19 protein-coding genes are annotated in these 26,815 nt (G+C 39.1%); 11 read left to right on the top strand and 8 right to left on the bottom strand.

Annotated elements, in window-relative coordinates; all coding sequences use genetic code 11:
- The first annotated feature begins 780 nt into the window (after nucleotides 1-780).
- The 10 genes from HWQ36_RS32770 to HWQ36_RS32725 all read left to right on the top strand — a co-directional run bounded on the left by HWQ36_RS32770 (nucleotide 781) and on the right by HWQ36_RS32725 (nucleotide 13,208).
- A complete protein-coding gene (locus HWQ36_RS32770; RefSeq protein ID WP_292710844.1) occupies nucleotides 781-2,985 on the top strand; it encodes a polysaccharide biosynthesis tyrosine autokinase in 2,205 nt (734 codons plus the stop codon).
- Nucleotides 2,986-3,048: 63 nt separating this feature from the next.
- On the top strand, nucleotides 3,049-4,008 hold the full coding sequence (locus HWQ36_RS32765) for a glycosyltransferase family 2 protein (protein WP_292710841.1): 960 nt from the start codon (nucleotides 3,049-3,051) through the stop codon (nucleotides 4,006-4,008).
- 78 nt (nucleotides 4,009-4,086) lie between these two features.
- Nucleotides 4,087-5,409, top strand: coding sequence for a flippase (locus tag HWQ36_RS32760; RefSeq protein WP_292710926.1), 1,323 nt, complete (start codon nucleotides 4,087-4,089; stop codon nucleotides 5,407-5,409).
- Between the two features lie 55 nt (nucleotides 5,410-5,464).
- Nucleotides 5,465-6,391, top strand: coding sequence for a glycosyltransferase family 2 protein (locus HWQ36_RS32755; RefSeq protein WP_292710838.1), 927 nt, complete (start codon nucleotides 5,465-5,467; stop codon nucleotides 6,389-6,391).
- Nucleotides 6,392-6,423: 32 nt separating this feature from the next.
- The gene (locus HWQ36_RS32750) at nucleotides 6,424-7,698 is read left to right on the top strand and encodes an O-antigen ligase (protein ID WP_292710836.1); all 1,275 of its coding nucleotides are present in this window, start codon (nucleotides 6,424-6,426) and stop codon (nucleotides 7,696-7,698) included.
- Nucleotides 7,679-8,950, top strand: coding sequence for a glycosyltransferase family 4 protein (locus HWQ36_RS32745; protein WP_292710833.1), 1,272 nt, complete (start codon nucleotides 7,679-7,681; stop codon nucleotides 8,948-8,950). The genes HWQ36_RS32750 and HWQ36_RS32745 overlap by 20 nt, the downstream gene beginning before the upstream one ends.
- A 24-nt stretch (nucleotides 8,951-8,974) precedes the next feature.
- The gene (locus HWQ36_RS32740) at nucleotides 8,975-9,991 is read left to right on the top strand and encodes a hypothetical protein (protein WP_292710831.1); all 1,017 of its coding nucleotides are present in this window, start codon (nucleotides 8,975-8,977) and stop codon (nucleotides 9,989-9,991) included.
- A gap of 76 nt (nucleotides 9,992-10,067) precedes the next feature.
- Nucleotides 10,068-10,961: a glycosyltransferase family 2 protein gene (locus HWQ36_RS32735; RefSeq protein ID WP_292710828.1), complete on the top strand. Its 894-nt coding sequence runs from the start codon at nucleotides 10,068-10,070 to the stop codon at nucleotides 10,959-10,961.
- 114 nt (nucleotides 10,962-11,075) lie between these two features.
- Nucleotides 11,076-12,227 carry a glycosyltransferase family 4 protein gene (locus HWQ36_RS32730; RefSeq protein ID WP_292710825.1) on the top strand — a complete coding sequence of 384 codons (1,152 nt, stop codon included), beginning with the start codon at nucleotides 11,076-11,078 and terminating at the stop codon, nucleotides 12,225-12,227.
- Between the two features lie 156 nt (nucleotides 12,228-12,383).
- Nucleotides 12,384-13,208: a WecB/TagA/CpsF family glycosyltransferase gene (locus HWQ36_RS32725; protein WP_292710824.1), complete on the top strand. Its 825-nt coding sequence runs from the start codon at nucleotides 12,384-12,386 to the stop codon at nucleotides 13,206-13,208.
- 245 nt (nucleotides 13,209-13,453) lie between these two features.
- On the opposite strand, the gene HWQ36_RS32720 is transcribed toward HWQ36_RS32725, so the two are convergent.
- The 8 genes from HWQ36_RS32720 to HWQ36_RS32685 form a co-directional block, all read right to left on the bottom strand.
- The gene (locus HWQ36_RS32720) at nucleotides 13,454-14,548 is read right to left on the bottom strand and encodes an endo-1,4-beta-xylanase (protein ID WP_292710821.1); all 1,095 of its coding nucleotides are present in this window, start codon (nucleotides 14,546-14,548) and stop codon (nucleotides 13,454-13,456) included.
- 447 nt (nucleotides 14,549-14,995) lie between these two features.
- Nucleotides 14,996-16,168, bottom strand: coding sequence for a deoxyhypusine synthase (gene speY, locus HWQ36_RS32715; protein WP_292710818.1), 1,173 nt, complete (start codon nucleotides 16,166-16,168; stop codon nucleotides 14,996-14,998).
- A gap of 295 nt (nucleotides 16,169-16,463) precedes the next feature.
- Nucleotides 16,464-17,744: a pitrilysin family protein gene (locus tag HWQ36_RS32710; protein ID WP_292710815.1), complete on the bottom strand. Its 1,281-nt coding sequence runs from the start codon at nucleotides 17,742-17,744 to the stop codon at nucleotides 16,464-16,466.
- 399 nt (nucleotides 17,745-18,143) lie between these two features.
- Nucleotides 18,144-19,451 carry a CO2 hydration protein gene (locus HWQ36_RS32705; protein WP_292710812.1) on the bottom strand — a complete coding sequence of 436 codons (1,308 nt, stop codon included), beginning with the start codon at nucleotides 19,449-19,451 and terminating at the stop codon, nucleotides 18,144-18,146.
- Between the two features lie 121 nt (nucleotides 19,452-19,572).
- Nucleotides 19,573-21,081 (bottom strand): NADH-quinone oxidoreductase subunit M, encoded by a 1,509-nt coding sequence (locus HWQ36_RS32700; RefSeq protein WP_292710809.1) that lies wholly within the window; start codon nucleotides 21,079-21,081, stop codon nucleotides 19,573-19,575.
- A gap of 116 nt (nucleotides 21,082-21,197) precedes the next feature.
- The gene (locus HWQ36_RS32695) at nucleotides 21,198-21,920 is read right to left on the bottom strand and encodes a carbonic anhydrase (protein ID WP_292710806.1); all 723 of its coding nucleotides are present in this window, start codon (nucleotides 21,918-21,920) and stop codon (nucleotides 21,198-21,200) included.
- A gap of 61 nt (nucleotides 21,921-21,981) precedes the next feature.
- Nucleotides 21,982-23,859, bottom strand: coding sequence for an NAD(P)H-quinone oxidoreductase subunit F (locus HWQ36_RS32690; protein ID WP_292710804.1), 1,878 nt, complete (start codon nucleotides 23,857-23,859; stop codon nucleotides 21,982-21,984).
- Between the two features lie 348 nt (nucleotides 23,860-24,207).
- Nucleotides 24,208-24,393, bottom strand: coding sequence for a hypothetical protein (locus HWQ36_RS32685; RefSeq protein WP_292710801.1), 186 nt, complete (start codon nucleotides 24,391-24,393; stop codon nucleotides 24,208-24,210).
- A gap of 667 nt (nucleotides 24,394-25,060) precedes the next feature.
- Here HWQ36_RS32685 and HWQ36_RS32680 point away from each other — a divergent pair.
- Nucleotides 25,061-25,465, top strand: coding sequence for an Npun_F0494 family protein (locus HWQ36_RS32680; RefSeq protein WP_292710798.1), 405 nt, complete (start codon nucleotides 25,061-25,063; stop codon nucleotides 25,463-25,465).
- The last annotated feature ends 1,350 nt before the right edge of the window (nucleotides 25,466-26,815 follow it).

The following is a 26,815-nucleotide window of genomic DNA, read 5'->3' as shown; positions in this document are numbered from 1 at the left end:
TATAAACAAGGTGATTGCAAGTTTACAGGTAAACCCAAGGATGGGAACTGTGTTGTAATTTTCACACCCCAAGCCACATAAAAACCCTTCATAAGTCTGAGCAAATTTAACTGAGTACGAGTTATTACAACTTTAATACTCAAATAACATAATATTAGTACTGCCAGTCCCGCATAATTGCCAAAATTTATCGTTATTCAGAGTAAGAATTAATTGTTGCTGAAAGCTTTTAAAAAGCTTACGTAAATATCCATACAATCTTTCTAATTGTTTCTTTTCACTACACAAAGCCTACCTCTGAAGTCCTTGCATTGCTTGAAGGCTGGCAAAATTGTATATTACTTACCCTTAATGTATTAATTCCTCTTATCTTTTCAAGATTAGCGAATGTGCAGGGAATATACTGGCATATTATATGAATTTTTTGTAAAGTTATTCAATTAAGTGTTCTTACATAATATGATATTGAATGTTAGATTACTAATCAATAATTACATCAGTATCAACACAAAACTGAGTTAACCCAAAAAAAGGAACACTAGCTAATAAATTACGAAAAAAATTGTGAGTTACCCTGTTGTTTCTCGTAGGAGAGTATAAATCTCTGTAAGTTCAAATCGCTACTTATTAAGCTATCTAATATATATGCAGCGAATAGATTTGGCGTAGATAAGTCGAATGTATTACCAACATGAAGTAATCTATAGTACCATTGCGCTAAAATCCCGACAAAAATCTACTACCAATACAAATAGTCATTAATTTTAAAACTTTTTTATTATGACGATGGAATCTTTACCACAGTTTGAAGAAGTAAATATTCAGAAATACTTAGAAGTTGTTCAACGGCGTTGGCTACCTCTAGTCGGAATTTTTACCATAGCTGTTACCTTAGGATGCTTGTATGCCTTTTCACTAAAACCCTCATACAAGGCAGAAGGAAGTTTGATGATTAAAACAAATCGATCTTCCTCACTCACAGGCTTATCGGACGACATAGGACGGCTGGAAGCTTTAAATATAAACGACAATCCCCTGGAAACTCAAGTGAGAGTTATTGGCTCAAATCCAGTTATTTACAGAACAATTAATACCCTCAGCCTCAAAAATAATAAAGGCAAGATGCTATCGATTCCCGACTTGGCAAGCCAACTAAAAATAGAAGGAATCAAAGGCACTGATGTTGTACAAATTTCTTATAAAAGCACCGATCCTGAACTGGCTGCCAAAATCGTCAATGAAGTTATCAAAAGTTATATCGATTTAAATATCCAGGCTAACCAAGATGAAGCACGGACAGCCAAAGGGGTTCTTGTAACAGAAGTACCCAAAGCTGAGGAAGTCGTTAGAAGAGCCGAATCAAAACTGCGGGTATTTAAAGAACAAAATAAAGTTGTTGTCCTGCAACAAGAAGCAACCGCAGCAGTCGATACAATTTCCAAGCTAGGAAATCAAATTTCTCAAGCTCAAGCTCAACTAGATGATGTCAAAGGACGTTTACAACAGTTAGGCAGTGAAGCTCAGTTAGATTCACGGCAAGGTGTAATCGCATCTGACTTGAGTCAAGCACCTGGGGTTCAAAAAGTGCTTATCCAACTCCAAGAAACAGAAAGTCAACTAGCAATAGAGCGGACTCGTTTTTCACCTGAACACCCTACAATTACAAGCTTAGAAGAAAAAGTCGTAGCACTTAAGAAATTGTTGAAAGAGCGGACAGGACAAGTTGCTGGGACAGCCCAGATAACAGAGGGAAGTTTACAGCTTGGACAACTGCGCCAAAGCCTAATTGCAGATATTACTCGCGCTCAAGCAGAACGTGTCGGTCTAGAAAGACAAATTGGCACCCTCTTGCGACAGCAAGATGCTTACATCAAACGAGCAAATAATTTGCCAAGACTAGAACAGACTCAACGAGAGCTAGAACGGAAACTGCAAGCAGCTCAAACGACTTACGAAACCCTCTTAAAGAAACGCCAAGAAATTGATATTGCACAGAACCAAAAGATTCCTAATGCTCGTGTCATTTCCCTAGCTTTAGTCCCCGATAAAGCAGAAGGGCCTCGCAAAATCCTGTTTATTGTTGGTGGAGGAGCAGTTGGTCTTTTCTTGGGTATCATTGTCGCCTTTAGTTTAGACTTGATAGACCGCTCGGTTAAGACAGTTAAAGAGGCTAAAGAAGTCTTGAAATACACTGTTTTAGGAGTGATTCCTACACAAAGCAAAAATCCTAAAACTCATTCTTCCATAGCAGGAATTGATAGAGCTATTCCCAAAATTATTGGCAGAGATATTCCTTATTTCCCTCTTGGTAACGCCTACCAAATACTCCAAGTAAACTTGAAGTTCCTCTGTTCTGATAAACCGCTCAAAAGCGTTGTAATCACAAGTTCCGTTGGTAAAGAAGGAAAGTCTGATGTATCTGCAAATTTAGCTGTGACAATGGCTCAGGCGGGTCGTCGAGTGTTACTGGTGGATGCAGATATGCGTAATCCCATACAGCATCATGTCTGGGGTCTAAACAATACAGTTGGACTAAGTAATGTTATTGTTGGTCAAGTTTCTTTAGATGCAGTTGTTCAAGAAGTGATGCCTAATCTAGAAGTTCTTACTTCTGGAATTTTGCCTCCCAATCCAGTAGCACTGCTAGATTCTCAACGGATGGCAACATTAATAAGTAACTTTAGTAGAGATTACGATCTAGTTATTTTTGATACGCCACCTCTGTCAGGAATAGCAGATGCTGCTGTTTTAAGCACCCTCACTGACGGTATCCTATTAGTCGTTCGTCCTGGAGTAGTTGACTTGAAGAGTGCCAATGCAGCTAAAGAATTTTTAAATCAGTCAGGTCAAAAGGTGTTAGGGATAGTCATTAATGGTGTGAATATTAAAAATGAGTCTAATAATTATTTGCCTGAAAGCAAAAAACGACAAATTGAACAAGATTTAGTATCTAGCAGTTTAACCAAATTTACCAAAGATCATTAATCGCATAAATGTCACTGCAAGTATCTTAATTTATTTTGTTTTGCATTTGGGAGGTATTTCTATATGGATAAAAACAAAATCAAAACATCTTGTTTAATTAATAACTACAATTATGCTGAATTTGTTTCAGAGGCAATTGATAGTGCTTTAAATCAAACAGTCAAATTTGATGAAATTATTGTTGTTGATGACGCATCCACAGATGAGTCTGTGGATATCCTTGCTAGATTTACTCAAATAGATAATGTTAAATGTATCTTCAAAGAAAAAAATCAAGGACAATTATCATCCTTTAACGAAGGTTTTTTAGCTGCGACTGGAGAGATTATATTTTTTTTAGATGCCGATGATATTTATGAACCTCAGTATTTAGAAACTGCCCTAAATTTTTATAAGAGACGTAGTGAATGTGATTTCCTATTTTGTGCATATAAAAAATTCGGGGCAGAAGAAGGAACATTTCAAGCTGATGTAGTTGATTTAGATTTGGGTTATTCAGTAATCCGAACTTTATGTAATGGTGAATGGATTGGCTCTATAACTTCAACATTGTCAATCCGTCGAGAAATCATCAGAAAATTTTTACCTATTCCAAATACAGAAGATTGGCGTGTAAGGGCTGATGACTGCCTGGTATGGGGAGCCTCTTTGGTAGGGGCTAAAAAGTTTTATATGTCTAACCCTTTAGTAATGTATAGAATACATCAAAATAATCAGTATCATAACAAGAAATTTTTAGATATAGACAAAAACTATGAATATAAAAGATTTTGGAAACGCAATTCTTTATTTAATTACATTATTAAAACAAATAACTTTAGCCTACCATTATTATTGGCTTTCACCTCTCTTGATGAGCTAAAAACAATCCCATGTCCGAAACTTCAAGATTTTATTTCATATTTGAAAATAATATTTTTGTTTGAGCCTAACTTTTATTGGAAAATTAAGGGCATTATTTTGTTATTAAACTACTTTTTTAAAATTTTGATGGCTGGAAAATTAAAAAATAGTAGCCAATAATTATTATTTTGATGAATTTAGCAAGCTAATAAAAATTTGCATATTGTTATAGAGAGTGTCACATGGTTAAAAAAAGTAATGCTAAGTAAATTAAGACTTAAAGGCTTATCACAATTAAAATCTCGTTCTGGGTTACGTGCAATTATTGCCAATACAGGTTGGTTGTTTGCTGACCGCATTCTCCGTATGGGTGCAAGCTTAGTAGTAGGAGTATGGGTAGCACGCTATTTAGGGGTACAGCAGTATGGTCTATTTAACTATGTTTTAGCCTTTGTTAGCTTATTCAGTCCGATTTTTACTCTTGGACTAGACGATGTAGTAGTTCGCCATATTGTCCGTCAATCATCAAATAAAGAGGAAATTTTAGGAACCACTTTTTGGCTAAAATTGCTCGGTGGAATTGCTTCTGTCTTATTGGCAGCTGGTAGTATGTTCTTCTTAGGTGAGCATGAAACACTGAAGATATGGCTAGTTGCAATTTTAGGAATGGCAGGGATTTTTAGGGCGGCTGATACTATTGAACTGTGGTTTCAATCACAGGTGCAGTCAAAATACAGTGTAATCGCTAAGAATGTAGCTTTTCTGCTAAATACTCTCATCAAGATAGCACTAATTTTAACAAAAGCACCATTGTTAGCTTTTGCTTGGGTAACATTAGCAGAATTTGCAATGAGTGCAATTGGTTTGCTAGTTGTTTACCAAGTCAGAGGGGCTTCGGTGTCGTCATGGCGTTGGAACTTTACTGCTGCCAAAACTCTTTTGAAAGAGAGTTTACCTCTAATTTTTTCGGGGTTCGCCATCATGATTTTTATGAGAATCGATCAGGTAATGTTAGGTCAAATGATCGGAAATAGCGAGGTCGGAATTTATTCTGCTGCTGTCCGTGTTTCTGAAATTTGGTATTTTATTCCGGCGGCTATTGTCTCTTCGGTTGCTCCTTCAATTTACGCAGCTAAGGAAAAATCAGAAAGTCTTTATTATCAGAGGATAGGACAATTACTCCGTCTATTGACATGCATATCTTTTGCAATTGCTCTGCCAATGACATTTCTATCTGACAAGATAATTATGGTGATGTTTGGAAGTGGATATGCACAAGCAGGTCCAATATTAGCAGTTCATATTTGGACTTCTTTGTTTGTATTTATGGGTCTTGCGACATCACCGTGGTTTATTGCTGAAAGTTTAAATCATGTTTCTTTAGGTAAAACTTTATTTGGGGCGATATTGAATATTATTCTTAATTTATTGCTTATTCCTAAATATGCAGGATTTGGTGCTGCGATCGCAACAATAATATCTCAAGCTTCTGCTGCTTTTCTATGCAATGCGTTTGATAAAAGAACACAAAAAATATTTAAAATTCAGATGCGATCGCTACTTCCTTTTTATAAATTTTGATTCTTATTATTGATTTTTAATACTATATTAATGACATTAGCCAAATTAATTAAATATGCAAACACCAGTAACTATTATTATTTTCAATCGCTCACAAAAAACAGAGAAAGTTTTTGAAGCTATTCGCCAAGCCAAGCCAAAAAAACTTTTTGTAATTGCAGATGGGCCGCGCACTGACCGCGAAGGTGAGGCAGAAAAGTGTGAAGAAACTAGGGCAATTATTGAAAGAGTTGATTGGGAATGTGAGGTTATTAAAAATTATTCTGATATCAACTTAGGTTGTGCAAAACGAGTATCTAGTGGTTTAGATTGGGTATTTAATAATGTTGAAGAGACAATTATTTTAGAAGATGATTGTATCCCTCATCCGAATTTTTTCAGATTTAGTGAAGAACTACTGGAAAAATATAGATATGATACTAGAATCAGTACAATATCTGCCCAAAATGTTCAATTTGGACGAAAACGCACAAATTACAGTTACTACTTTTCTCGTTATAACCACTGCTGGGGTTGGGCAAGTTGGAGACGTGCTTGGCAACATTATGATTTGACCATGAAACTCTGGAAAGAGGTGCAAGCAGAAAACATTTTATATGACATTCTTATAGATACAAAAGCAGTAAATTATTGGCGACGAATATTTCAGTCTATTTATAACAATCCTACAGGAATAACCTGGGATTATCAATGGACATTCGCTTGCTGGATGCAGGGTAGCTTAAGCATTATTCCCAATGTCAATTTAATTTCTAATGTTGGTGTTGGTGCAGACGCAACTCATTTCAATTCCAAACAAAAATTTTCGTTCATTAATATGTCGATGGAAGCAATGGAATTTCCCTTAAAACATCCACCATTTATTGTGAGGAATATAGAGGCAGATGTTTTTACGCAAAAAACAGTCTATAAAGCAACTGCATTGGATATTTTCAAAGAAGAATTGAAGAAAAAACTAAATTACTCAACAGTCAAAAAATAGCAACAAATCTAGTAAATTAATAGACAGATAAAATGTCAGAAACTAAGGTAAAATTAACAGAAAAAATATTAACTGTCTTACTATTACTTATCACTGTAGGGGCATTGACCATACACCCTGCACAGGAAATTTCTATATCTACTCTTGGAGGCGATAAGCTAGATACTATATTCAATATAGTTTCATATTTAATTCTATTTTATTTCCTACTTTTATACTGGAAAGGTTTTCTTTATGTAACTACTAAAAGTCCATTACAGTTTATTCTACTAACAATAGTTATATTTTCTATTCTATGGTCAGGAGACTTAAGTTCTAGTCTTACTTATATGAGAGGTTTAATCAGACTATATTTTCTAGCAATCTATTTGGCAATGCGTTATTCTCTCCGCGAACAAATGAGACTAATTGCTTGGGCGCTTGGTGCATCTGCATTATTATCTATGATATTTTCTGCATTCATACCGGGTTATATTCACCAATCACGTGAATTAGTAGGTATGTGGAGTGGAATCTATGGTCATAAAAACGAATTAGGATACATGATGGCTTGGAGCGCAGGAGTTTTTTTGCACCTTGCTCTTAGTAGCCATAGATATCGTTGGTTAATGTGGGGAATATGTGGGATATCTATATGTCTAATTATCCTCTCACGTTCAACAACGTCTTTGACGATTATATTAACAATGATATTACTTTTACCTGTTTATAAATCATTTCAAAAAACTAATTATAAATTACAAGTTATTCTGATTACTTCGACTTTAATGTTACTAATTATCGGTTTAATGTTACTTGTAAATAATGCCGATACCATAGTTGGTACTTCTGGCAAAGACCTTACCTTCAATGGACGTTCTGATCTCTGGGAGCTAGTGATGTCCAAGATTTGGGAAAGACCCTGGCTAGGTTATGGATTTTCTGGATTTTGGACTAGTCCTGCTGCATCTAATCTAAGAGCTACTTATGATTGGGCAAGTAATGCTCACAATGGTTTTTTAGAACTATTGTTAGAATTAGGATTCTTAGGTTTTTTGACTTTTGCCGCAGGGTTTTTCCGGTTCTTTGTAATGGCATTGACTCGAATTATTTCTGTCGCTAAAAAACCGGAAGATTATTGGCCAATGCAGATGCTAATTATTATTGTAATAGTTAATTTTTCAGAAGCAAGATTATTAACTCCCAGTTGGAATTGGTTAATGTATGTCACTACGTCTCTATCTTTGACTCTTGAATATCAACAAAATCGTAAAAATATTTTAGTTAGTAATTACGAAGTTAAAACAAATGAAAGTTTTACATCTTAGTACTCACGATATTGGTGGAGGTGCTGCAAGGGCTGCCTATCGCTTGCATACAGGTTTGCAAGATATAGGACTACAGTCACAAATGCTAGTTCAGGAAAAATCTAGTAATGATAAAACAGTAATCGCCCCAAAAATTAGGCTATCTCAAGGTATCGCCAAAGCCAAATTGACATTTGAAAGCCTACCATTAAAGCTTTATCCTCAAAAGAAAAATACTCCATTTTTTATTCAATGGCTGCCAGATAGAGTTATTCCTAAAGTCGCTCAGATTAATCCAGATATAATCAATTTGCATTGGATTAGCGCGGCTTTTATGCAAATAGAAACGTTCCCTAAACTGAAGCGTCCTTTAGTTTGGACTCTCCATGATATGTGGGGGTTTACTGGGGGGTGTCACGTTATTGGAGAATGCGATCGCTACAAAGTATCCTGCGGAGCTTGCCCTCAACTCAACAGTAGTAGTGAGTGGGATTTATCCCGTTGGGTATGGCGGCGCAAAGTAAAAGCTTGGAAAAATATTAATTTAACTCTGGTTTCCCCAAGTTCTTGGTTAGCAGAGTGCGCTCGTTCCAGTTCTTTGTTCCAAAATTTGCGAATTGAGGTGATTCCTCACGGATTGGATACTCAAAAATACCGACCTATTAATCAGTATTTTGCCCGAGAAACGCTGAAGTTACCTCAAGATAAGAAGCTGATTCTCTTTGGAGCCATAGAAGCAACAAGCGATCGCAATAAAGGATTTCATTTGTTGCAGCCAGCTCTACAAGAATTGAGTAAATCTGGATGGAAGGACAACTTTGAGGTGGTGATTTTTGGGGCATCTCAACCGGAAAATCCACCCGATTTAGGCTTTAAGACATACTATTTGGGGCATTTATATGATGATATATCTTTAGCAACTGTTTACTCAGCAGCTGATGTGATGCTTGTGCCGTCTCTGCAAGAATCTTTTGGACAGACAGCTTCTGAATCACTCGCTTGTGGTACTCCAGTTGTTGCATTTAATTCTACTGGCTTAAAAGATATTGTCGATCATCAGCAAAATGGCTACTTAGCTAACCCTTATGAAGTTGGCGATTTCGCCAAAGGAATTGCCTGGATACTTGAAAATGAGCAGAGGTTAGAAAAGCTGTCATTCTATGCTCGTGAGAAAGCAGAACAAGAATTCACTCTAGAACTTCAAGCACGTCGTTATTCAGCTTTGTTTGAGGAAATATTGATGATAGGCAAGAAATCTTCATTTAGTAACTAATTTAGTAAATAAATACTTCATAATATGTCAATACCTATAGCTTTTATAATTTGTACAGAACCTGGGCGCTTAGAAGCTCAGTCTTTAATGCTTGCAGAAAGTATTCGTAAGTTCTGTGGAGAATTGAAAGATACACCTATATATAGTTTTCATCCTAGAGTAGGTGAACCAATATCAAAGCAAACCCAAAAAGCATTTGAAGCGTTGCAGGTAAATCATCAACAAGTCCCTATCAATCAAGAATTTCATGAATATTATTTAGCAAATAAGCCTCTGGCGTGTGCTTATGCAGAACAAAATATCGACGCAGAAATATTAGTTTTTCTAGACAGTGATAAATGCTTTTTTTCTGAACCAAAAGAGTTTTTATTGCCTGTTAATTGTAACGCTCGTTTACGTCCTGAGTATGGTCAAGGAATTGGTTCTACAGGTTTGCGAGACTCTCAAGAATGGTACTGGCAAAAATTATATGAAGTGCTGGGGGTAAAGCGTGAGGTATTTGTTGAAACACCAATTGGTAAAAAAAGGATTAGAGCTTACTGGAATTCTGGTTTGGTCGTTGTCAGAAGGAGTGCGGGTATATTTACAGCTTGGAAAGAGAATTTTGAAAAAGTCATGCGCCTTGATATCACCCCTCCCCAAGGTATTTATTTTGTTGAGCAGTCTGTTTTGTCTGTAACTTTATGTGCCTTGGAAGAAAACGTCGAACATCTTCCTGCTAATTATAGTTATCCATTACCTTTACATAACCGCTTATCAACAGAATTGCAAATTAAACATTGGAATGATATTATATCGATTCATTATTTCAACTTATTCTTCTATAACGATTGGAATGCACAAATCAAAAAATTTAAAAAACTTAACATGGATTCCGAAAAATATCTATGGTTGTGTCAAGAGGTTGTCAGACTCAAAATGCCTCGTGTATCAGTTTTGCATCGATATATGCTGGTAATTAGAAGAATGGAACAAAAATTACGAAACTTTAATTTAGATATTAATTTGAGTGGCTGGATAGAAAAAATGGCTAAACTTTAAACGTAATGGAAATAATTACGTTTAGCTTTATTATTTGTATTGCTTGTTTCCATAGAAATTACATGAGGTAAATAGGATGAAAAAAGCAAATATAGCTGTAGTTATGACCTGTCATAACAGGCGTAATACAACTCTCGCCTGTCTACATACTTTATATGAGCAAAAACATCATTGTGATGTTTATCTAACTGATGATGGTAGCTCTGACGGGACTACACAAGCTATCAAAGCAGAATATCCAGAGGTACACATTCTTCAGGGTAATGGTAATTTATTTTGGGTGGGAGGAATGCATCTCGCCTTTGGTGAGGCGATAAAAAATCAATATGACTATTATCTGTGGTTGAATGATGACACATTTCTAGAAGCCAATGTTGTCAGTAAATTGTTACAAATTCATCAAGATTTGACTGAACAAGGTTATCCAGACTCAATTGTAGTTGGTTCAACTAAAGACCCAATGACAGGAAAAGCAACCTATGGAGGAGCAGTAAAATCTAAAAAGTGGTATTCTAACAAGTTTGAATTTTTAGAACCAAGTTCGGTTATTCAAAAATGCGATGCTATGTATGGGAACTGTGTGCTAATCCCTAAAACTGTTGCAGTAAAAGTTGGCAATATTGATACAGCTTTTATTCACAGTTTAGGAGATTTAGATTATGCCCTCAGAGCGCGTAAATTAGGTTGTCAAATATGGGTAGCTCCTGAATATATTGGTACTTGTACTAAAAACTCTATCCGCAATAGTTGGGTAGATACTAATTTAAGTATATTACAGCGCTTAAAAAAGGCACTACAAATTAAAGGATTTCCATTAAAGCCTTGGACTATATTTTGTATCAGACACTCTGGGCCATTATGGATATTTTACTGGTTTTTACCCTATATAAGAGCAATTATTGGTTACAAAAATTTGGCAATTTCTCCCACATTTTCTGAAGATATTAACCAAACCAACTCAGAAGTTTGATTCTGCTACTAGGATCGTTTACTAATGGTATTTGGATAATTCATAACTATCTAAATAAGTTAAAAAATGTAGATTAAAAAATCAATTATTAAATATTGAAATCATTAGTATATTATGGGTAAACGCTTACTAATTGTCTCAACACTTGATTCTAGTCAACCATTTGGTGCATTTACTAGACCTTTTTATCTAGGACAATATCTTACTAAGTATTTTGATGTTTTTCAGCTAGGATTAGATTGTTCATCTGTTAAGTATGCACCTTCTATTTCGATTGGGTCAAGAAGCCTGAAGTCATATATTCAAACTATAGAAAAATGTATCGATGAGTTTTGTCCAGATATTGTTTATGCTCAAGAAACGTTACCTGGATTAGCTGCTTTAATTTCACTTAAGCTTAGAAAACACAGAAATTCCTCTCTTGTCTTGGATTTCCATACATTTTCAGCGTATGAATACTGGATGCGCTTGTTTTCAGTTGCCAATCCTTTCAAGGAGTTTGTACAATGTATTAAGACATATATTGCTCAGGGAATTCTGATATTTTCTGGTAGTCCAATTATTGCAGCAGGTGACTCAATTCCTAAACTAATTTCTCAGTGGTATGGTAAAACTCCACAACAGATTTATAGTATCGGCAATGGAGTTACTGAAGACTTACTAAATACTGAATCGTTTTTGAGCAAAGACCCTTATCAAGAATTTAGACCAGCAAAAATAGTGATTCTTATTGCTCCTAAAACATTTCAGTTTCCAAGTAATGATATGTCTGTGTCAATGACTATTCAGGTTGCTAAACATATTGAAAATAATCAGGAGAAAATACATTTTGTTGTTATAGGTAGGGATAGTAGTGATGTTTCAGAACCAATACCTTCTAATCTTTCTTTTTTGGGGTTTTTACCGAAAAGAGAGGATTTTGTTAAATATGTTAAATATGCAGATATTGCTTTGCTACCATTCTCTAAGCAAGCAGTAGCCGGTGGCGCTCGGAATAAAGCGTTAGATTATTTCGCTAGTAGAAAGTTAGTTGTATCAACACCAGAAGGATTGCGAGGTTTAGAAGAATTTCGGCACTTGGAACATCTTTTAGTAACAGGATATTCTACTGAGGAAGTCGCTAATACAGTGCTAGATGCAGCTTCAAATTTTGAGAAATATCAATCACTTGTAGATACAGCATATACCTTAATTACAGAGAAATATTCCTGGAATGCAAGAGCGCAGAATATCGCACAAATTCTCATGGAAGTAAGTCGTTCTTAGTTAAGTTTATTTCAAATAATATATAGACCTAAAAAAATAATTTTTTTAGTATTGAAGATTTGAAATATTTAAATATTGCTAGCAATTAATTTTTAAATACTCACCTTTCCTTTGAAATAAACTCTCATAATTCTAAAAATAAAAATTCTTTAAATCATGAAAAATCGATTTTCTTATAAACTTCTTGGTATTAAAGTTGATGCACTCTCTATCCCAGAGTTAAATTTATTAATTGAAGAATCTATTGAGAAAAAGGAGAAATGGATTATTGCTAATCACAACTTGCATAGTCTTTATCTCTTTCATAACGACCCAAAGATGCAAGCGTTTTATGCCAAGGCTGAATTTATCCATATTGATGGTATGCCTCTATTGTTTATTGGAAAGTTGTTAGGTTTTCCAATGAAACGAGAACAAAGAGTAACCTATGCTGACTGGGTATGGCCTCTGATGGCAGAAGCAGCTAATAAAGACTGGCGTGTATTCTACTTAGGTTCAAAGCCAGGAGTGGCGGAACAAGGAGCAAGTATTTTGCGCCAGAAATTTCCTGGTTTACAGATTGCTTGCGCTCATGGCTATATTGATATGGATAAAGATAGTGAAGAAAATCTTGCCACTCTGGCTGCAATTAATGCTTACAAACCTCATGTATTAATGGTGGGAATGGGTATGCCACGCCAAGAGCATTGGATTTTGGAAAATCTGGAATATATTGATGCCAACACTATTTTGACTAGTGGAGCCTGTATGGACTATGTAGCAGGAGCAGTACCTACTCCTCCTCGCTGGATGGGAAGGGTTGGTTTGGAATGGTTGTATCGTTTGTTATCTGAACCGAAAAGACTTTGGAAACGTTACTTGCTTGAGCCTTGGTTTGTAGCTACATTATTTTTACGAGAAATTTGGAGTATGCCAAGCCAACAAAAAAAAAATAGAATGCGGCTATTTCTCAGTACAAGATTCCACAAGTTTGTAGCATAATTGAGTTTCGCCAAGCCTCACCAGTACGTCACTTAATTTGTCACGAATTTATGAAATACTGTATTAAGGCTGAATAACTTAGACTGGTCAAATTTAGGCTTTTTCAAGCCTCGCCCTTTAGGGCTGGGGTTTCTGACTAATTAATCAAGACACTTTATGTATCATCATCGTAAATGATGAATAATATCCCCACATACTTCGTTAAGAATGACACTTGAAAGCGCTATTTACGTCTGGGTAAAGTATTAGGTTGCTTGCTGAAAAGCCTTGGCAATGGCGTTGCAAGCAAGTTTAGGTTGTAGGTTTTCATCGAAGGGAAGTGGACGCAGAAATTTCCAGAGACTTGGATTGTTTCTAAATGTTTTTCCTGGTATCCAGTCAGGATGACGTATCCAGGTATGACGGTCGGTGATTCCCCATGTGATTACAGTATCAACTCCAGCCGCAAAGCAGAGGTCAAGATATCGCTTGTAACTGTCGGCTACCATCTGGTCTAGCTTTTTGATACTATCGGGCAGTGGGGTATCAATGATAATATCTAATTCTGTGATTAGAGGTTTAACTTCCAGATCGTTAAGTCGTTTTAAGACGGAATTAAATCCTTTTTCATCAAAACCATAAGCAGTAGAAAACCATAGATGTGATTGGATACCTGCGCCGTCAATTTTAACGCCACTATTCTTCAGATATTCGACCATTTTTAAGAAACGTTCTGATTTCCATGTAGCACCTTCGATGCCGAAATCGTTGAGGTAAAATTTCTTGCTACTATCAACTGAAGCTGCTAATAAAAACAAATCTCGAATTAATTCTCGTTTTACCCCTTTACGCAAACCGTAGGTAGGATTATCAGTTTCCTTTTCACTATCAGCGATGATTTCATTGGCAATATCCCAAGATTTCAAAACGGGGCTATTGCGATAATGACCCATGACTCCTGTAACATGGCGTTCGAGCATTTTAAGAGTGGGGGGGTAAGGAAGCCAGTCTGGTTTTCCCATGTGCCAGAAAAGGGTATGCCCGTGCAATTCTATATTATGCTTTTGGCAGAAACCAGCGATCGCATCTGCTGATTCAAAGGTAAATTTTCCTGGCTGTGGTTCAGTGGCGTTCCATTTTAATTCACCATTTGGTGTCACTATCGAACATTCACGAGCAATTAGGTCAGCGTAATCCTTCTCTTTTAGCAAAATATCAGTAGAAACTGCTGCGCCATAACGCTTGCCTTTGGCGGCTGCTAATTGTCGAAGGGGAGAATTGACATTTGCACTTAGATAATTTGCCGGAGCAGCATTTGTGCTACCATCTTCCTTCTGCTTATCCTTTTGTAAAAACCCCATAGTCAATAAGGCAGAAAGGGTTGTGTATCCTGCTCTTTTTAAAAATTTTCTGCGATAAGGCATAAACGATATTTAATAAAAAACACGACTATTATATTACAGAATAATTTTTTATACTTTTTAAAGTATCGCACTTGCTCGACATCCCGCCCTATGCTGAAGTGCAAGGCTGATAGCCAAAGTCCACTCAAGTGGGCTGAAATTATCTAATAATAGTTCTCTTTAGCATTTTTTCTTCTTACCCCCTGAAATATCCTCTTTTACTCTTCCTTTTAAAGATAAATATCAAGTCTGTTTTCATACCACAATGAAAGACTAACTACTAGATCCAATGGGCATGGGAAGAGATAGGGGAGAGGGGGAAGACAAAGAAGAAACTTGTTTAATAATTCTCCCTTATCCCTCTTATCCTCCTTGTCCCCCTCATCTCCCCCTGCTCCCTACTCCCTAATGATTCGGAATTAACCGTCCACAGGGATAAGTCGCTGTCTGTTGTGAAGCACTTTCAGCCACTGCTGCGGGAATCTGATCTGATGATTGGGTTTTGGCTGCTAGATAGTCTTTTTGCAGTTTATCCAGAATTGCTTCTCGCTTGTCGTACACACGCTTCAGGGGACGAGGCTGGCACTTATTCAAGACGTATGCTGTTACCAGTGGTAGAGCGATTGTGCTATCGGTATAACAAACAATTGTGTTAGGTAACTCTTCCGGGTCAATCTTACCCCAGCTAACGGCTTCTGATGGGGTTGCTCCAGACAAACCGCCTGTATCTGGACGTGCATCGGTAAACTGGACAAAATAATCGTGTCCTCGTTCTTCTAGTCCTAATACCTCGTGAAGTTGCGGTTGAGTTTGTAGTAAAAAGTTCTTAGGACTACCGCCACCGAGAATTACAGCCGCACTTTTACCGCCTGACTCACGGGCATTATATGCGATCGCAGCTGTTTCATTTACGTCAATTGATGGATCTAACACCAACTGCGAACCTTCCAAAGCCAAAGCTGCCACGTTCATCCCAATAGAGCTATCTCCTGGAGAAGACGTATATATAGGCACGCCGTACTCATAAGCTGTAGCCAGCAAGCAGGAATGCTGCACACCCAGTTGCTTTTCTACTTCCCGAACATACTTACCCAGTAAATGGTGAAACTCAGCAGTTCCCATCCGCTTCTGAAACGCTTCCCCTTGCAGAATCTTGCGGATGAACGCATCAGTTTCTAATAGCACATCGTAACCAAAAATAATGTCATAGATGCGAATAGTCCCCTCCTGACGTAGTTTCACATCATCTAAAAACGGATTACCAGCAAAGAGTTCAAAACCCAAACCGTAGTGCATATCGTGGTAAAGATTTGCACCAGTACTAATCATCCAGTCAATAAAGCCGTTCCGAATTAAAGGTGCAAGCGCTGAAACCCCAAATCCTGCCGGTGTCATCGCACCCGAAAGGCTAACTCCCACCGTGACACCTTCGGTTAGCACATCACGACTCAGAAGTTGGCAGATTTCCCGCAACCGCGCTGAGTTGTAAGCAGTGAAGTATTGATCGATCAAATCCACTACATTGATATCATTTGATATAGGTGTAGGTGCAATTTTTTGACCCAGCTGTTTAGACATTTTGGCACTCCCGAACAGTAAACACGCCGAATCTAATGTTATCTAGCTTTCAACCAAAGTGACAGCAATTCAATTAGTACAGCAGGGTGTTGAAGGGATGAGGAAGATGAGGGGGATGAGGGAGCAGGGGAGCAGGGGAGCAGGGAGACAAGGGGGACAAGGGGGAATTATTGAACAAGTCTCTCCCTTGTCTCCCTCCTCTTCCTTGTCTCCCTTGTCTCTTCTTCATGCCCAATGCCCCATTCCCAATACTTCGACTTCGCTCAGTACAAGTGCCCCATTCCCCATTTTTAATTTACGGTTTAACGACAACTACACCATAAGCATCTGCGGAAAGATACTCTTTGGCTGCTTGCATTAAGTCAGTTGCATCTTGGCTTTGAATATAATCTGGGTAGTTCAAGGCGGGTTCTAAATCTCCCACCAAGGAATGATAATAACCATACAACCCAGTGCGATCGCTTGGTGTCTCATTGCCAAAAATAAATCTGTTCGCTACTCGCCGCCGTACACGGGCAATTTCTGACTCTGTGACTAACTCGGTTTGGACTGTGCGAATATGTTGAGCGATCGCATCCTCTACTTCTGCTAAATTTTCTACTGCACATTTAGCTGAAATGTAAAATGTCCCTTGCAGCTGATTGCTCATGTTGCTCACAGAAATTGAAGAAACTAATCCCCGTTCTTCTCGTAAATCTCTCACCAGTCTTGATGTCCTTCCATGTCCCAAAACTCCTGCTAAAACATCCAATCCATAGGTGCGATCTAACTGCGACATTCCTGGAACCCGCCAAACCATCACTAGCCTCCCTTGCTGGAGACTTTCATCTATAAATTCTCGACGGACAATTTCTGTAAATGGTGACTCAGGATTTAATGGGGAGTGGGTAGAGACGCGATTCATCACGTCTGTGCTGAGTGTTTTTGTAAATCCTTCCGCAACGATCGCAATTAATTCTTCTACAGGCAAATTGCCCACAGCTACAGCAGTAATTGACTGGGGTTGATACCAAATATTATGAAAATCCCGCATCTGTTGGGGTTTAAGTTCGGCAATCACCGATTCTGGCCCCAATACCGCACGGCGATAAGGTAGCTCATTATACGCTGTTTCCATCGCCCGCCGAAATGTCCGCCGTTGGGGATTATCCTCAGAACGCCTAATTTCTTCTAAAACTACTAATCGTTCACGTTCAAAAGCATCATCAGGAATACTAGCATTTGATACTACATCTATTTGTAGTGGAGCAAGCTGGGCGAAATCTTTGGGGGCAGTGGTTATATAGTAATGAGTATAGTCTTGGCTAGTAGCGGCATTGGTGACAGCACCCCGTTCTTCAATTCGACGTTCAAACTCGCCGCTAGCCAATCGTTCTGTTCCCTTAAAAATCATGTGTTCTAAAAAATGAGCCATACCGTTAATGGCATCAGATTCTACGGCTGAACCAACTTTAATCCATAAGTTGAGGTTTACAGCATCAACTGGCATCTGCTCCGCGATGATTGTCAAACCATTGGGTAACTGATGCAGGGTTGGGCTATGAAGACGAGTTAAATTCCGCAGGGTTGAAGTCATTGCTACTTGTGTGAGGAGCTATATTACTCCTTTATATTATCCGTGACGGAAAATCTATATAAAAAGACTACTAAGAGGTTTTGCGTAGTAAAACCCGTCCCTCCCCGACTCCTACGGTGTACACACAAGTCTTCTAGAGTTGCCCAAAGGGACTTTCAACAAATAAATTATCCAATCTTGTGGGGTGGGCATCTTGCCCGCTCGTATACAAAGGCGGGCAAGATGCCCACCCCCACAAGAAATAGTTGAGTATTTTTTTATTTGGAAGTCCCTAACCCCCTTAGAGGATGTTTGAAAAGTATTATGCGAAACATTGGGATGCTCCCGAATTCAAAGCCTACTTGCAATTTTATCGGTTTTAGGGAATGAAACAGCCCTGCGATAAATGGGGGGGATCTCTTATCTATAATCTTGCTTTTGAATACTCCCTAAACGAGCAGCATCACGAATGTTATATTCAGGACGAGTAAAGCGATTTATCTGCATTTCAAAGAAGTCTCGATTGGCTTGTAAATGCTTGGGATTTGGGTCATCTAAAGGATATAAAAGTGCAGATCTCAATGCTTGAATTACCGCAGAAGTAACACAGTACATTGAGCGTTGAAAACTAACTCCCAACTGAATCAACATATCTTCTTCACCCCGGCAATGTTGGCTGTAATAATCAACAAGATATGGGGGCAAAAAATGCAACATATCTTGCATTAATAATGTGGGGGGAATGCCAGCAGTACCCACTGGAAATACATCAGCGTAAAGAATACCAAAGTGAAAGTCTTTTTGGTCTTCTGGTACTTGACGCGCTTGAGCATTATAAGATTTTGTCCCTCGAAAGGGTGCGGTGCGGTAGAAAACGGCTTCTACATAAGGTAATGCAGCTTCGTATAGCCACATAAAACCCTTAGATTTGGGGATAATTTCGTAGCATTCGCCGCGAATGTAAACGTGATGATAAATGGGACGACCTGCGATCGCAAATATACCATTAACTAAGAAGCTCATTGCCTCTGGGACGCTGCTAATGGTACCTTCGTCATAGCGATCGGACATTTCAAAGAATACCGGGGCCATGATTTCCCAGAATAAGCCCAGATTAGCGTAGTACGACATCTGGCGGCACTGTTCCAAAAACATATCGGGGAACAGCTTGTAAAGCCCCAGCATAACTGGGTTTCCTTGAAAATAAGCTTTAATTGCTCGGTCAGCGTTGGCTTTGTATTCGTCTGAATCTAGGTAAGGGTCAAATTGTCCACCCATCCCTCTGTGCCACAACATCGCCCGCATACAAGCTTCAGCAAACTCCATGTTAATGCGATCGTGGAATAAGTGATGCAATAACTTAGGCATTTTGAAAGTTTCACCCTTCTCGATAAATGCCAAAAGTTCTGGATGTGCAGTAGCTTCGCCGCGCCAAATTCGTAAATCGGCATCATTGCCAGCGTAATGATTATGCAGTTCTAAATACTCTTTGGGTAAGAAGTATTTAAAGAAAGGAATCGGGTTTAAAAACTCGTTTTCAGCAATATAAAGCAGGTCACGCCAGTAAAAATCCATCGGCACCGCATAAGCTTTATATAAACCGATGATTTGCATTAAATTTTCTGGAGAATCGGGTAACATTGCACCGCCTGCTTCTAAGCGATGAATTACCTCGGCAAATTCGTGTTTTGAAGGTGGTAATTTAATTGCTGTTTTAATTGCTGTCATGGTAATCGTAAATTTTTTGTAGAGACGCGATAAATCGCGTCTGGGGGATAAATTTTGAGACGCGATAAATCGCGTTTGGTAGAATTTGAGACGTGATAAATCGCCGTCTCTACAAGTGTTTTTATCTATTTCCTATTTCAGCGACTACTTCAGAGATTACGGTTTTTTCTAATGAGGGAATTGCAGCCACCATTGTTGTAGTTGTAGATTCACTCCAACGCACTAACCAAGTGGGTTGTACTCCCAAAAAGATGATAAAAGCTGCCAAAATTAAAGCTGGGATTTTCTCAGACCAAAGAACTTTGGGATAGTAGGCGAAGTTATCGAGTTTGCCAAAACAAGTGCGGTTGAGGAGGATAACAAAATAAACTGCGGTTAATCCACTAGCAACTACACACAAAATAGTCGGGATGGGAAAGGCAGAAAAACTACCTTGAAAGACGATAAATTCCGCAATGAATCCTGTTAAACCGGGAATACCGGCGCTAGCCATTCCACCTAAAACCAGTAAGGCGCTAATTAGAGGTAAGCCGCGTATGGGACTCATCAAACCATTGAGTTTATCTAACTCGCGGGTACCAACTTTGGCTTCTACGACTCCCACCAAGTGGAAAAGGATTGCCAGGATGATACCGTGACTAAACATTTGGGCGACTGCACCAACAAGTGCTAAGGGAGTACTGGCGGCAGCACCTAGCAAGATATAACCCATGTGACCGACGGAACTGTATGCTACCATGCGCTTGATATCTTTTTGAGCGATCGCAATTACTGCCCCATACATAGCGCTGACTGCTCCCCAAATTGCTAAAGTTGGTGCAATAATGCTCCAAGCATGAGGAAACATCCCCAAACCAAATCGCAGCAGTCCATAAGTTCCCAGCTTTGCTAACACGCCACCGAGAAGAATGGCAATTGGTGCTGAAGCCTCAACGTAAGCATCGGGTAGCCAAGTATGGAAGGGAACTAAGGGAATTTTAATGCCAAAACCTAACACTATTCCTGCTAGTAAAAGGATTTGTTTTGCTGTTGAGAGGTTTTCTGTAGAGACTGAATCAAAAGCAAAGTTGGTAGAACCACTCAGCCACACCATACCCAAGAATGTTGCCAGAATTAATGCTCCCGAAACCGCAGTATAAATCAGGAATTTAATCCCAGCATAACCCCGTTTTGCCCCTCCCCAAATGGAAATTAGTAAGTAGAAGGGGATTAATTCTAGTTCGTAAAATAGGAAGAATAGCAGTAAATTTTCAGCGAGGAAAGCACCTGCAACCCCTCCACTCACTAATAAAATCATGGAATAGAAGAGCCGGGGGCGTTCAGTTTGTTGACTGCTGCTGTAAATAGAAATCCAGGTGAGTAGGCTATTTAACACCAACATTAATATAGAAAGCCCATCAACACCTATTTGATAGCTCAAACCAAGTGTTTCATTCCAGGGCAAGTACTCTTTAAATTGCATTCCTGGATTACTGATATCAAATTTTAGCAGGATAAACAGGTTCCAAAAAAGAACTATCCCAGACAAAATTAATGCTGTTAAACGAATACGATAATTAGGGATACTTGCAGGTAATATTGCTATGAGAGCCGCAGCTAAAATTGGGAGCCAAATCAAAACACTTAACATGGTAATTTTGTCCTTTGTCCTTCGTCCTTTGTCCTTTCTCCTTTGTTCTTCGTCCTTTGTCCTTTATTAGTTACTCTTAGCCAATGACTAATGACCAATGACAAAGGACAAAAAAGCTAATTTACCATACTGATTTTGCCTGTATCTAAATCGTAATAAGCTCCGACTATTTTCAGTTTTTCTGCCTTGATTAACTCAGATAAAACTGACGATGATTTCAACTTTTTAACTTGCGTCAAAATATTTGCTTTACAAGCGTTTTCTAACTTATCTCCTGATTGTTCTTTTGAACTTTCTACACTTGGTTTAATTGCTGCAAGCAAACTTCCAATTTGTCCTGGTACTTGAGCGCCTTTGATTGCGGCATCTACTGCACCACATCTTTCATGTCCTACTACCATGATAACTTTGGAGCCTAATACTAAACTGCCAAATTCTAGGCTACCAATTTCTTCTAGTGTGGCAATATTACCAGCTACACGGCAGACAAATAAATCTCCAAGTCCTTGGTCAAAAACAATCTCTGAAGGGACTCGTGAATCTGCACATCCTAAAACCGAAGCAAAGGGCTTTTGACCTTTGGCAACTTCGACTAAACGTGAATAAGTTTGATGAGGATTTTTACGTTTTCTTTTAACAAATCTTTCATTCCCTTCTAATAATTCTTGCAATGCCTTATCCGGGGTAATATCATCTTCTGCTGGGGCTGCTGGGGGTTTTTCGGCTGCAAGTAAGTTTGAGCTAAGTCCGGCTGTCAGTACACCTGTACCGATCGCACCTGCACCAAACTTGAATAAACTTCTTCTGGAAAGATTGATTTGGGGATGTTGTATGCTCATGAAATTATCCTGCAAATATTAAACGAAACTGTCTGCTTGCTTGTAATAAAACGGTGTTTAACTACCCAACTGTCGAAATTTGAGAAATCACATTTAAAAACTGCACTCCCCAAAATGGCCAAGCTACCCACATTCCTAAAATGCTCACTCCTAGTAGGACGGTGAAGGCGTAAAACTGAGTTTGTCCAGAGGTGCTGTATTTTAAACCTTCGCCACCTAATAGCGAAAATAAACCAACCAAATTAACGATACCATCGACTACAAGGCGGTCAATCATATCGGCAAGTTGAGAAATTTTGGCAACGCCAAAAATAATGGTTATTCGATAGAGTTTGGGGGTATAAAAGTCGTATGCGAACAAGTCTTGTAAACCTTTCCAAGGGAGACGAATTGGTTTAGGAATATTGCCTAAATAAACCACACCAGTGATGCTGCAACCGGAAATACTCGACCAAATTAGAAGTAGTACGACATCTTTATTTAGAGTTGCCCAATCCGGTAAAAGTGATAAGCTTTGTAACACTAAAGGAAGATGTAGACTAAAGGCAAGTAAAATTACCATTGGCAAAATCATCGGCCAGTGTGCTTCCGGCGATCGCTGACTCATTTGTCTGGCTTTACCACCAAAAATTAAACCGAATTCTCTAGTTAAACTCACTGCTGTCAAAGCATTTACTGTTATCACTACTCCCACTAACAAAGGTTGCGTTTCCCACAACCCATCAGCTAGTTTTACTAACGCCCAAAAGCTACCCAGTGGTGGAAAACCAATTAACCCCAAAGTGCCGACGATAAAGGCTATTGCTGAAATCGGGCGACGTGTCCACAACCCGCCTAATTGGGTGACATCTTGGGTAATGCTATTCCAAATAATTCCTCCAGTACTCATTACTAACAGGGCTGCGGATATAGCATGGGTAAGTACTAATAACAGCGCCGCTTCATATTGTTGCGTTCCTACGGCGATGAATACTAAACCCATGTATGCACTGACAGAATAGGATTGGCAGCGTTTAAGATCAATTTGAGCGATCGCAATTAAAGAAGCACCTATCGATGTCACTACCCCGATAGCCACCATAGCGGAGGAAACTATGGGCGACAGGCTTAACACAGGTTGCAGTTTAATCAGCACCCATGCACCACTAGCAACTACTACCGAATTCCGCAAAATTGTACTGGGAACTGGGCCTTCCATTGCTTCATCCAACCACAGATGCAGTGGGAACTGGGCACATTTACCCATTGGCCCAGCAATTAAGGCTAAACCTACCAATGCCATTGTTGTTGGGTTAACGTTAGCAGTAGCCGCCCACTTCGCTAGTTCTGGATAACTCCAAGTTCCAGCTAGGGGCCATAATGCCAACACGCCCACCAGCAAGAATAAGTCTCCCACCCTCTTGGTTAAGAAAGCATCTCTTGCACCTGAGACTACCAACGGCTGGCTAAACCATAAGCCAACTAGTAGATAAGTTCCCAGTGTGAGGACTTCCAAAATTACATAACTGAAGAACAAGTTATTACACAGAACTAGGGCACACAATCCTGCTTCAAATAATCCTAATAAGGAATAGAAGCGTCCCCAACCCCAATCCATCTCCATGTAACCGATGGCATAAATTTGCGCCAGCAAATTCAAACCAGTAATCACAACTAAAGCGCCGACACTCACTGAGGATATTTCTAAAGCAATGGTGAGGTCTAAACCAGCTGTAGATAACCAAGGAATAAATACTTCTTGGGCTGGTTGATTCCAAGTTGCTTGTAAACCGATCGCACTATGTACAAACGCCAAAAATGTCATCACCAAGTTTATATAACCCGCCGGTCTTGGCCCCGTTTTCCGAATGATTCCCGGCGACCAAGGCACAGCTAACAAGCCACCTATTAAGGCATAGCAAGGAACTAGCCAAACAGTCTCAAGTAGAAACTGAGCCATCAACCCACCTCTATAGTTTTCATCAAAAATCTGGGGTTTTAGTTCAACTCGCGTTGATCCCTGTAAACCCAGCTATCGCAAATCAGGCAAATTTATTTTTATTTAATCTTGTTAAAACAGCTTACCGTTATATCTGTAAAAATGGAATTACTTTATTGAAACAAATCTGAGATAAATACTCTAAATAAATCTTATATAATTGACCATTTGACTAATGAATAATAACTATTACTTTTTATCTATGAATCAATCGTTGCTTTAATCAATAGCGAGCATGAGTTTTTACTTATTGACATTAATCACAAGAGACGCAATTGATTGCGTCTCTAAAAGTCAGCAAAATATAGACTACAGTTCGGTAATTTTGTCAATCTGCCGAAAAACAGAAATAATCACAGGCACTTGGTCAGATTGGCTGATGGGGGCGGGTTTCATGTCTCGGTAGTCCAGCAGTTGGACTAAGATCAGGTAAGCGATCGCTAAAATAATCGAAATCGCACCTGTAAGAATAGCAATTAATTTTGAACGTTCCATCAGTATTTCCTATAATTCAAGTTATTGTGATGTGTCTATATCCCAATACATTCTAGTTAAGGCTTAATCGTCCTAACCCTCCTTAAAAAGAGGAGCCACTAAAAGCGTTAGCGAGTCTGCAAGGTCTGAATTTTCTCCAATTCAAGCAAGTGGTCTGGGTTAGACAAAATATCACTAACCTAAGCGTATTGGCCTATATCCACATTAATACTTCACATATACACCACACAGTTACCGATATACTCATAATTGATCAAAGTAATAGTTTAGTACGTTGCGCCTACCTATTTACAGCAGTTTTATTTTGGATGAAATACAAAGAGCTACGAGTTTTGAGGCAGAAGACAGAAGGTAGAGATTATAAACCTCATCTAAGTTGAGAACCGTAGTTTTCGCCCTCACCCTAAATCCCTCTCCCATATCTGGGAGAGGGACTTTGAAATTCTAGCTCCCCGAATCCCAGATATGGGGGATAGGTTGGGGGATGAGGGCAAATCCTTATTCATTAGAGTTGAACTACAGGTTTCAAGATAGACGTGGTTTAATTACTAAAAAATAGCAAACCTATACTTTAAGTAACTAATTTTGGTTAAATGAGGTATACAGTACAAGAAAAAATATATTTTTGAATTAATCTTTTTTAGAAGAAAATTTATCCCCCTACACAATGGCTGCTGCTGATTCCCAAAATCCAAATATTTTTGTCTATCCTCAAAGCACAGTAGAAAGAGCCGAGCGATCGCTAGTGTGTTCACCCTTCAATGTATCTTTATTTGAAGTCATGGGACACCAGAGTGTATCATTAACCGCGATCGCTCTGGAAAATGGACTCAAACAGGGCTATACCAAACGCCCTTTATCAGAATTAGCCTGTGATAACGCCTTGGGCTGGCTGATCCAAGTGGGTGTATTGCGGCGAGAAGTCGATGGACAGGGGATTACAGATAGTTTTCGCCTCACTCCCTTGGGTCGCCAGTTGGTGGAACAATACCACGGAAAAAACTGGCGGACACCTTCATGGCGCGATCGTTTATTCGATGCTGTAATTCGTTGGTTACGGATACCCTTTTAGAAGAAAAAACCCAATAGTTAGGATTAGGCAATCAAAGGGAACAATATATACGGAAACATCACATCTGTTTATGAAGTCTTTACAATGTGGTGGGACATTGGGCATTGTACAGAGAGAAGGGGGCAGGGAGCAGGGAGCAGGGGGAGTAAAGAATAACTAAATTAATAGCCCAATTCCCAATTCCCAATTCCCAATTCCCAATTCCCAATTCCCAATACTTCGACTTACCTCGGCTTCGCCCTTCGGCTACGCTCAGGACAGGCTCGGCACAAGTCGCTCAGTACAAGTTTGCGATTTTGGATTGACCCCGCGCCACTTGCGGTACGGGGCATTATGATTTTCAATTTGGGATGAGAGGATTTGTTTCACTTAACTTCGGGTGGGGCATGAACCGAAATAATCTAAAATCTAAAATCTAAAATTCTTAGTCAAGGATTGCAGACTAACAATATCTACAATAAGTTAAACAGGGGGAAATCGCTTCTATTCTTCTATCTGTTTTTTAACGAACTTTGGGGGTTTAAGTCCCCTGTCTCTACAGACAGCGCGTTTTGGGTCGGGGTCTAAATCCCCGTCACAAAACTTAATTACGAATTACGAATTACGAATTACGAATTATTTAATCCCCTCCCCGTTCACAGGGCTACGGTGTACACACAAGTCTTTGAGAGTTGCCCCATAAGCTTTTGATCCCCCCAACCCCCCTTAAAAAGGCTACCGTGTACACACAAGTGACTTATTTTGCTCAAAGCGCTCCCAGACCTAACCCCCAGCCCCTTCCCTGCGAGGGAAGGGGAGTAAGATTCAAAGCCCCTCTCCGCGTCGGAGAGGGGTTTGGGGAGAGGTCTGCTGACTTGTGTATACACGGTAGGTGAACGGGGAGGGGAGATTTTGTCGCTAGACAAAAGCGGGGTGGGGTTCCGACGACTTAATTGGTAATTGAGTAGGCTTGATATAACGCCATTGCGAGGGTTTCACGTTAAGTTGATACCAATGCCTACTGTTGCGTCAGCTTGCCGCTTTCTTACGAAAGTTCAGTGGCTTAAAATCAGTTGGGGTCGAATCCCTTACTGATTTGCTCGTCCTACCTCCTTCAACAAAATATATAAACCTCATCTAAGTTGAGAACCGTAGTTTTCGCCCTCACCCTAAATCCCTCTCCCAAATCTGGGAGAGGGACTTTGAAATTCTAGCTCCCCGAATCCCAAATATGGGAGCTACAGTCTACACACAAGTCTTGGAGAGTTGCCCCACAGCCTTTTGATCCCCCCAACCCCCCGATAAATTGGGGGGCAAAAGCTTTTCAAAGTCCCCCTTTTTAAGGGCAGGGCCGATTCATTCCCTAAAAGG

It is taken from the genome of Nostoc sp. NMS2 (assembly GCF_017115105.1).
Taxonomy (GTDB): domain Bacteria; phylum Cyanobacteriota; class Cyanobacteriia; order Cyanobacteriales; family Nostocaceae; genus Nostoc.
Note: the sequence above shows the minus strand (reverse complement) of the source record. Positions and strands in the feature narration are given on the sequence as shown.

Bases quoted from the DNA above. Each gene is read 5' to 3' on its own strand.
- HWQ36_RS32695 (WP_292710806.1), bottom strand. From the start codon at position 21,920: ATGAGCATACAACATCCCCAAATCAATCTTTCCAGAAGAAGTTTATTC.
- HWQ36_RS32745 (WP_292710833.1), top strand. From the start codon at position 7,679: ATGAAAGTTTTACATCTTAGTACTCACGATATTGGTGGAGGTGCTGCA.
- HWQ36_RS32720 (WP_292710821.1), bottom strand. From the start codon at position 14,548: ATGGGGTTTTTACAAAAGGATAAGCAGAAGGAAGATGGTAGCACAAAT.
- HWQ36_RS32700 (WP_292710809.1), bottom strand. From the start codon at position 21,081: ATGTTAAGTGTTTTGATTTGGCTCCCAATTTTAGCTGCGGCTCTCATA.
- HWQ36_RS32770 (WP_292710844.1), top strand. From the start codon at position 781: ATGACGATGGAATCTTTACCACAGTTTGAAGAAGTAAATATTCAGAAA.
- HWQ36_RS32710 (WP_292710815.1), bottom strand. From the start codon at position 17,744: ATGACTTCAACCCTGCGGAATTTAACTCGTCTTCATAGCCCAACCCTG.
- HWQ36_RS32740 (WP_292710831.1), top strand. From the start codon at position 8,975: ATGTCAATACCTATAGCTTTTATAATTTGTACAGAACCTGGGCGCTTA.
- HWQ36_RS32765 (WP_292710841.1), top strand. From the start codon at position 3,049: ATGGATAAAAACAAAATCAAAACATCTTGTTTAATTAATAACTACAAT.
- HWQ36_RS32685 (WP_292710801.1), bottom strand. From the start codon at position 24,393: ATGGAACGTTCAAAATTAATTGCTATTCTTACAGGTGCGATTTCGATT.
- HWQ36_RS32690 (WP_292710804.1), bottom strand. From the start codon at position 23,859: ATGGCTCAGTTTCTACTTGAGACTGTTTGGCTAGTTCCTTGCTATGCC.
- HWQ36_RS32680 (WP_292710798.1), top strand. From the start codon at position 25,061: ATGGCTGCTGCTGATTCCCAAAATCCAAATATTTTTGTCTATCCTCAA.
- HWQ36_RS32735 (WP_292710828.1), top strand. From the start codon at position 10,068: ATGAAAAAAGCAAATATAGCTGTAGTTATGACCTGTCATAACAGGCGT.
- speY (WP_292710818.1), bottom strand. From the start codon at position 16,168: ATGTCTAAACAGCTGGGTCAAAAAATTGCACCTACACCTATATCAAAT.
- HWQ36_RS32750 (WP_292710836.1), top strand. From the start codon at position 6,424: ATGTCAGAAACTAAGGTAAAATTAACAGAAAAAATATTAACTGTCTTA.
- HWQ36_RS32705 (WP_292710812.1), bottom strand. From the start codon at position 19,451: ATGACAGCAATTAAAACAGCAATTAAATTACCACCTTCAAAACACGAA.
- HWQ36_RS32725 (WP_292710824.1), top strand. From the start codon at position 12,384: ATGAAAAATCGATTTTCTTATAAACTTCTTGGTATTAAAGTTGATGCA.
- HWQ36_RS32755 (WP_292710838.1), top strand. From the start codon at position 5,465: ATGCAAACACCAGTAACTATTATTATTTTCAATCGCTCACAAAAAACA.
- HWQ36_RS32760 (WP_292710926.1), top strand. From the start codon at position 4,087: ATGCTAAGTAAATTAAGACTTAAAGGCTTATCACAATTAAAATCTCGT.
- HWQ36_RS32730 (WP_292710825.1), top strand. From the start codon at position 11,076: ATGGGTAAACGCTTACTAATTGTCTCAACACTTGATTCTAGTCAACCA.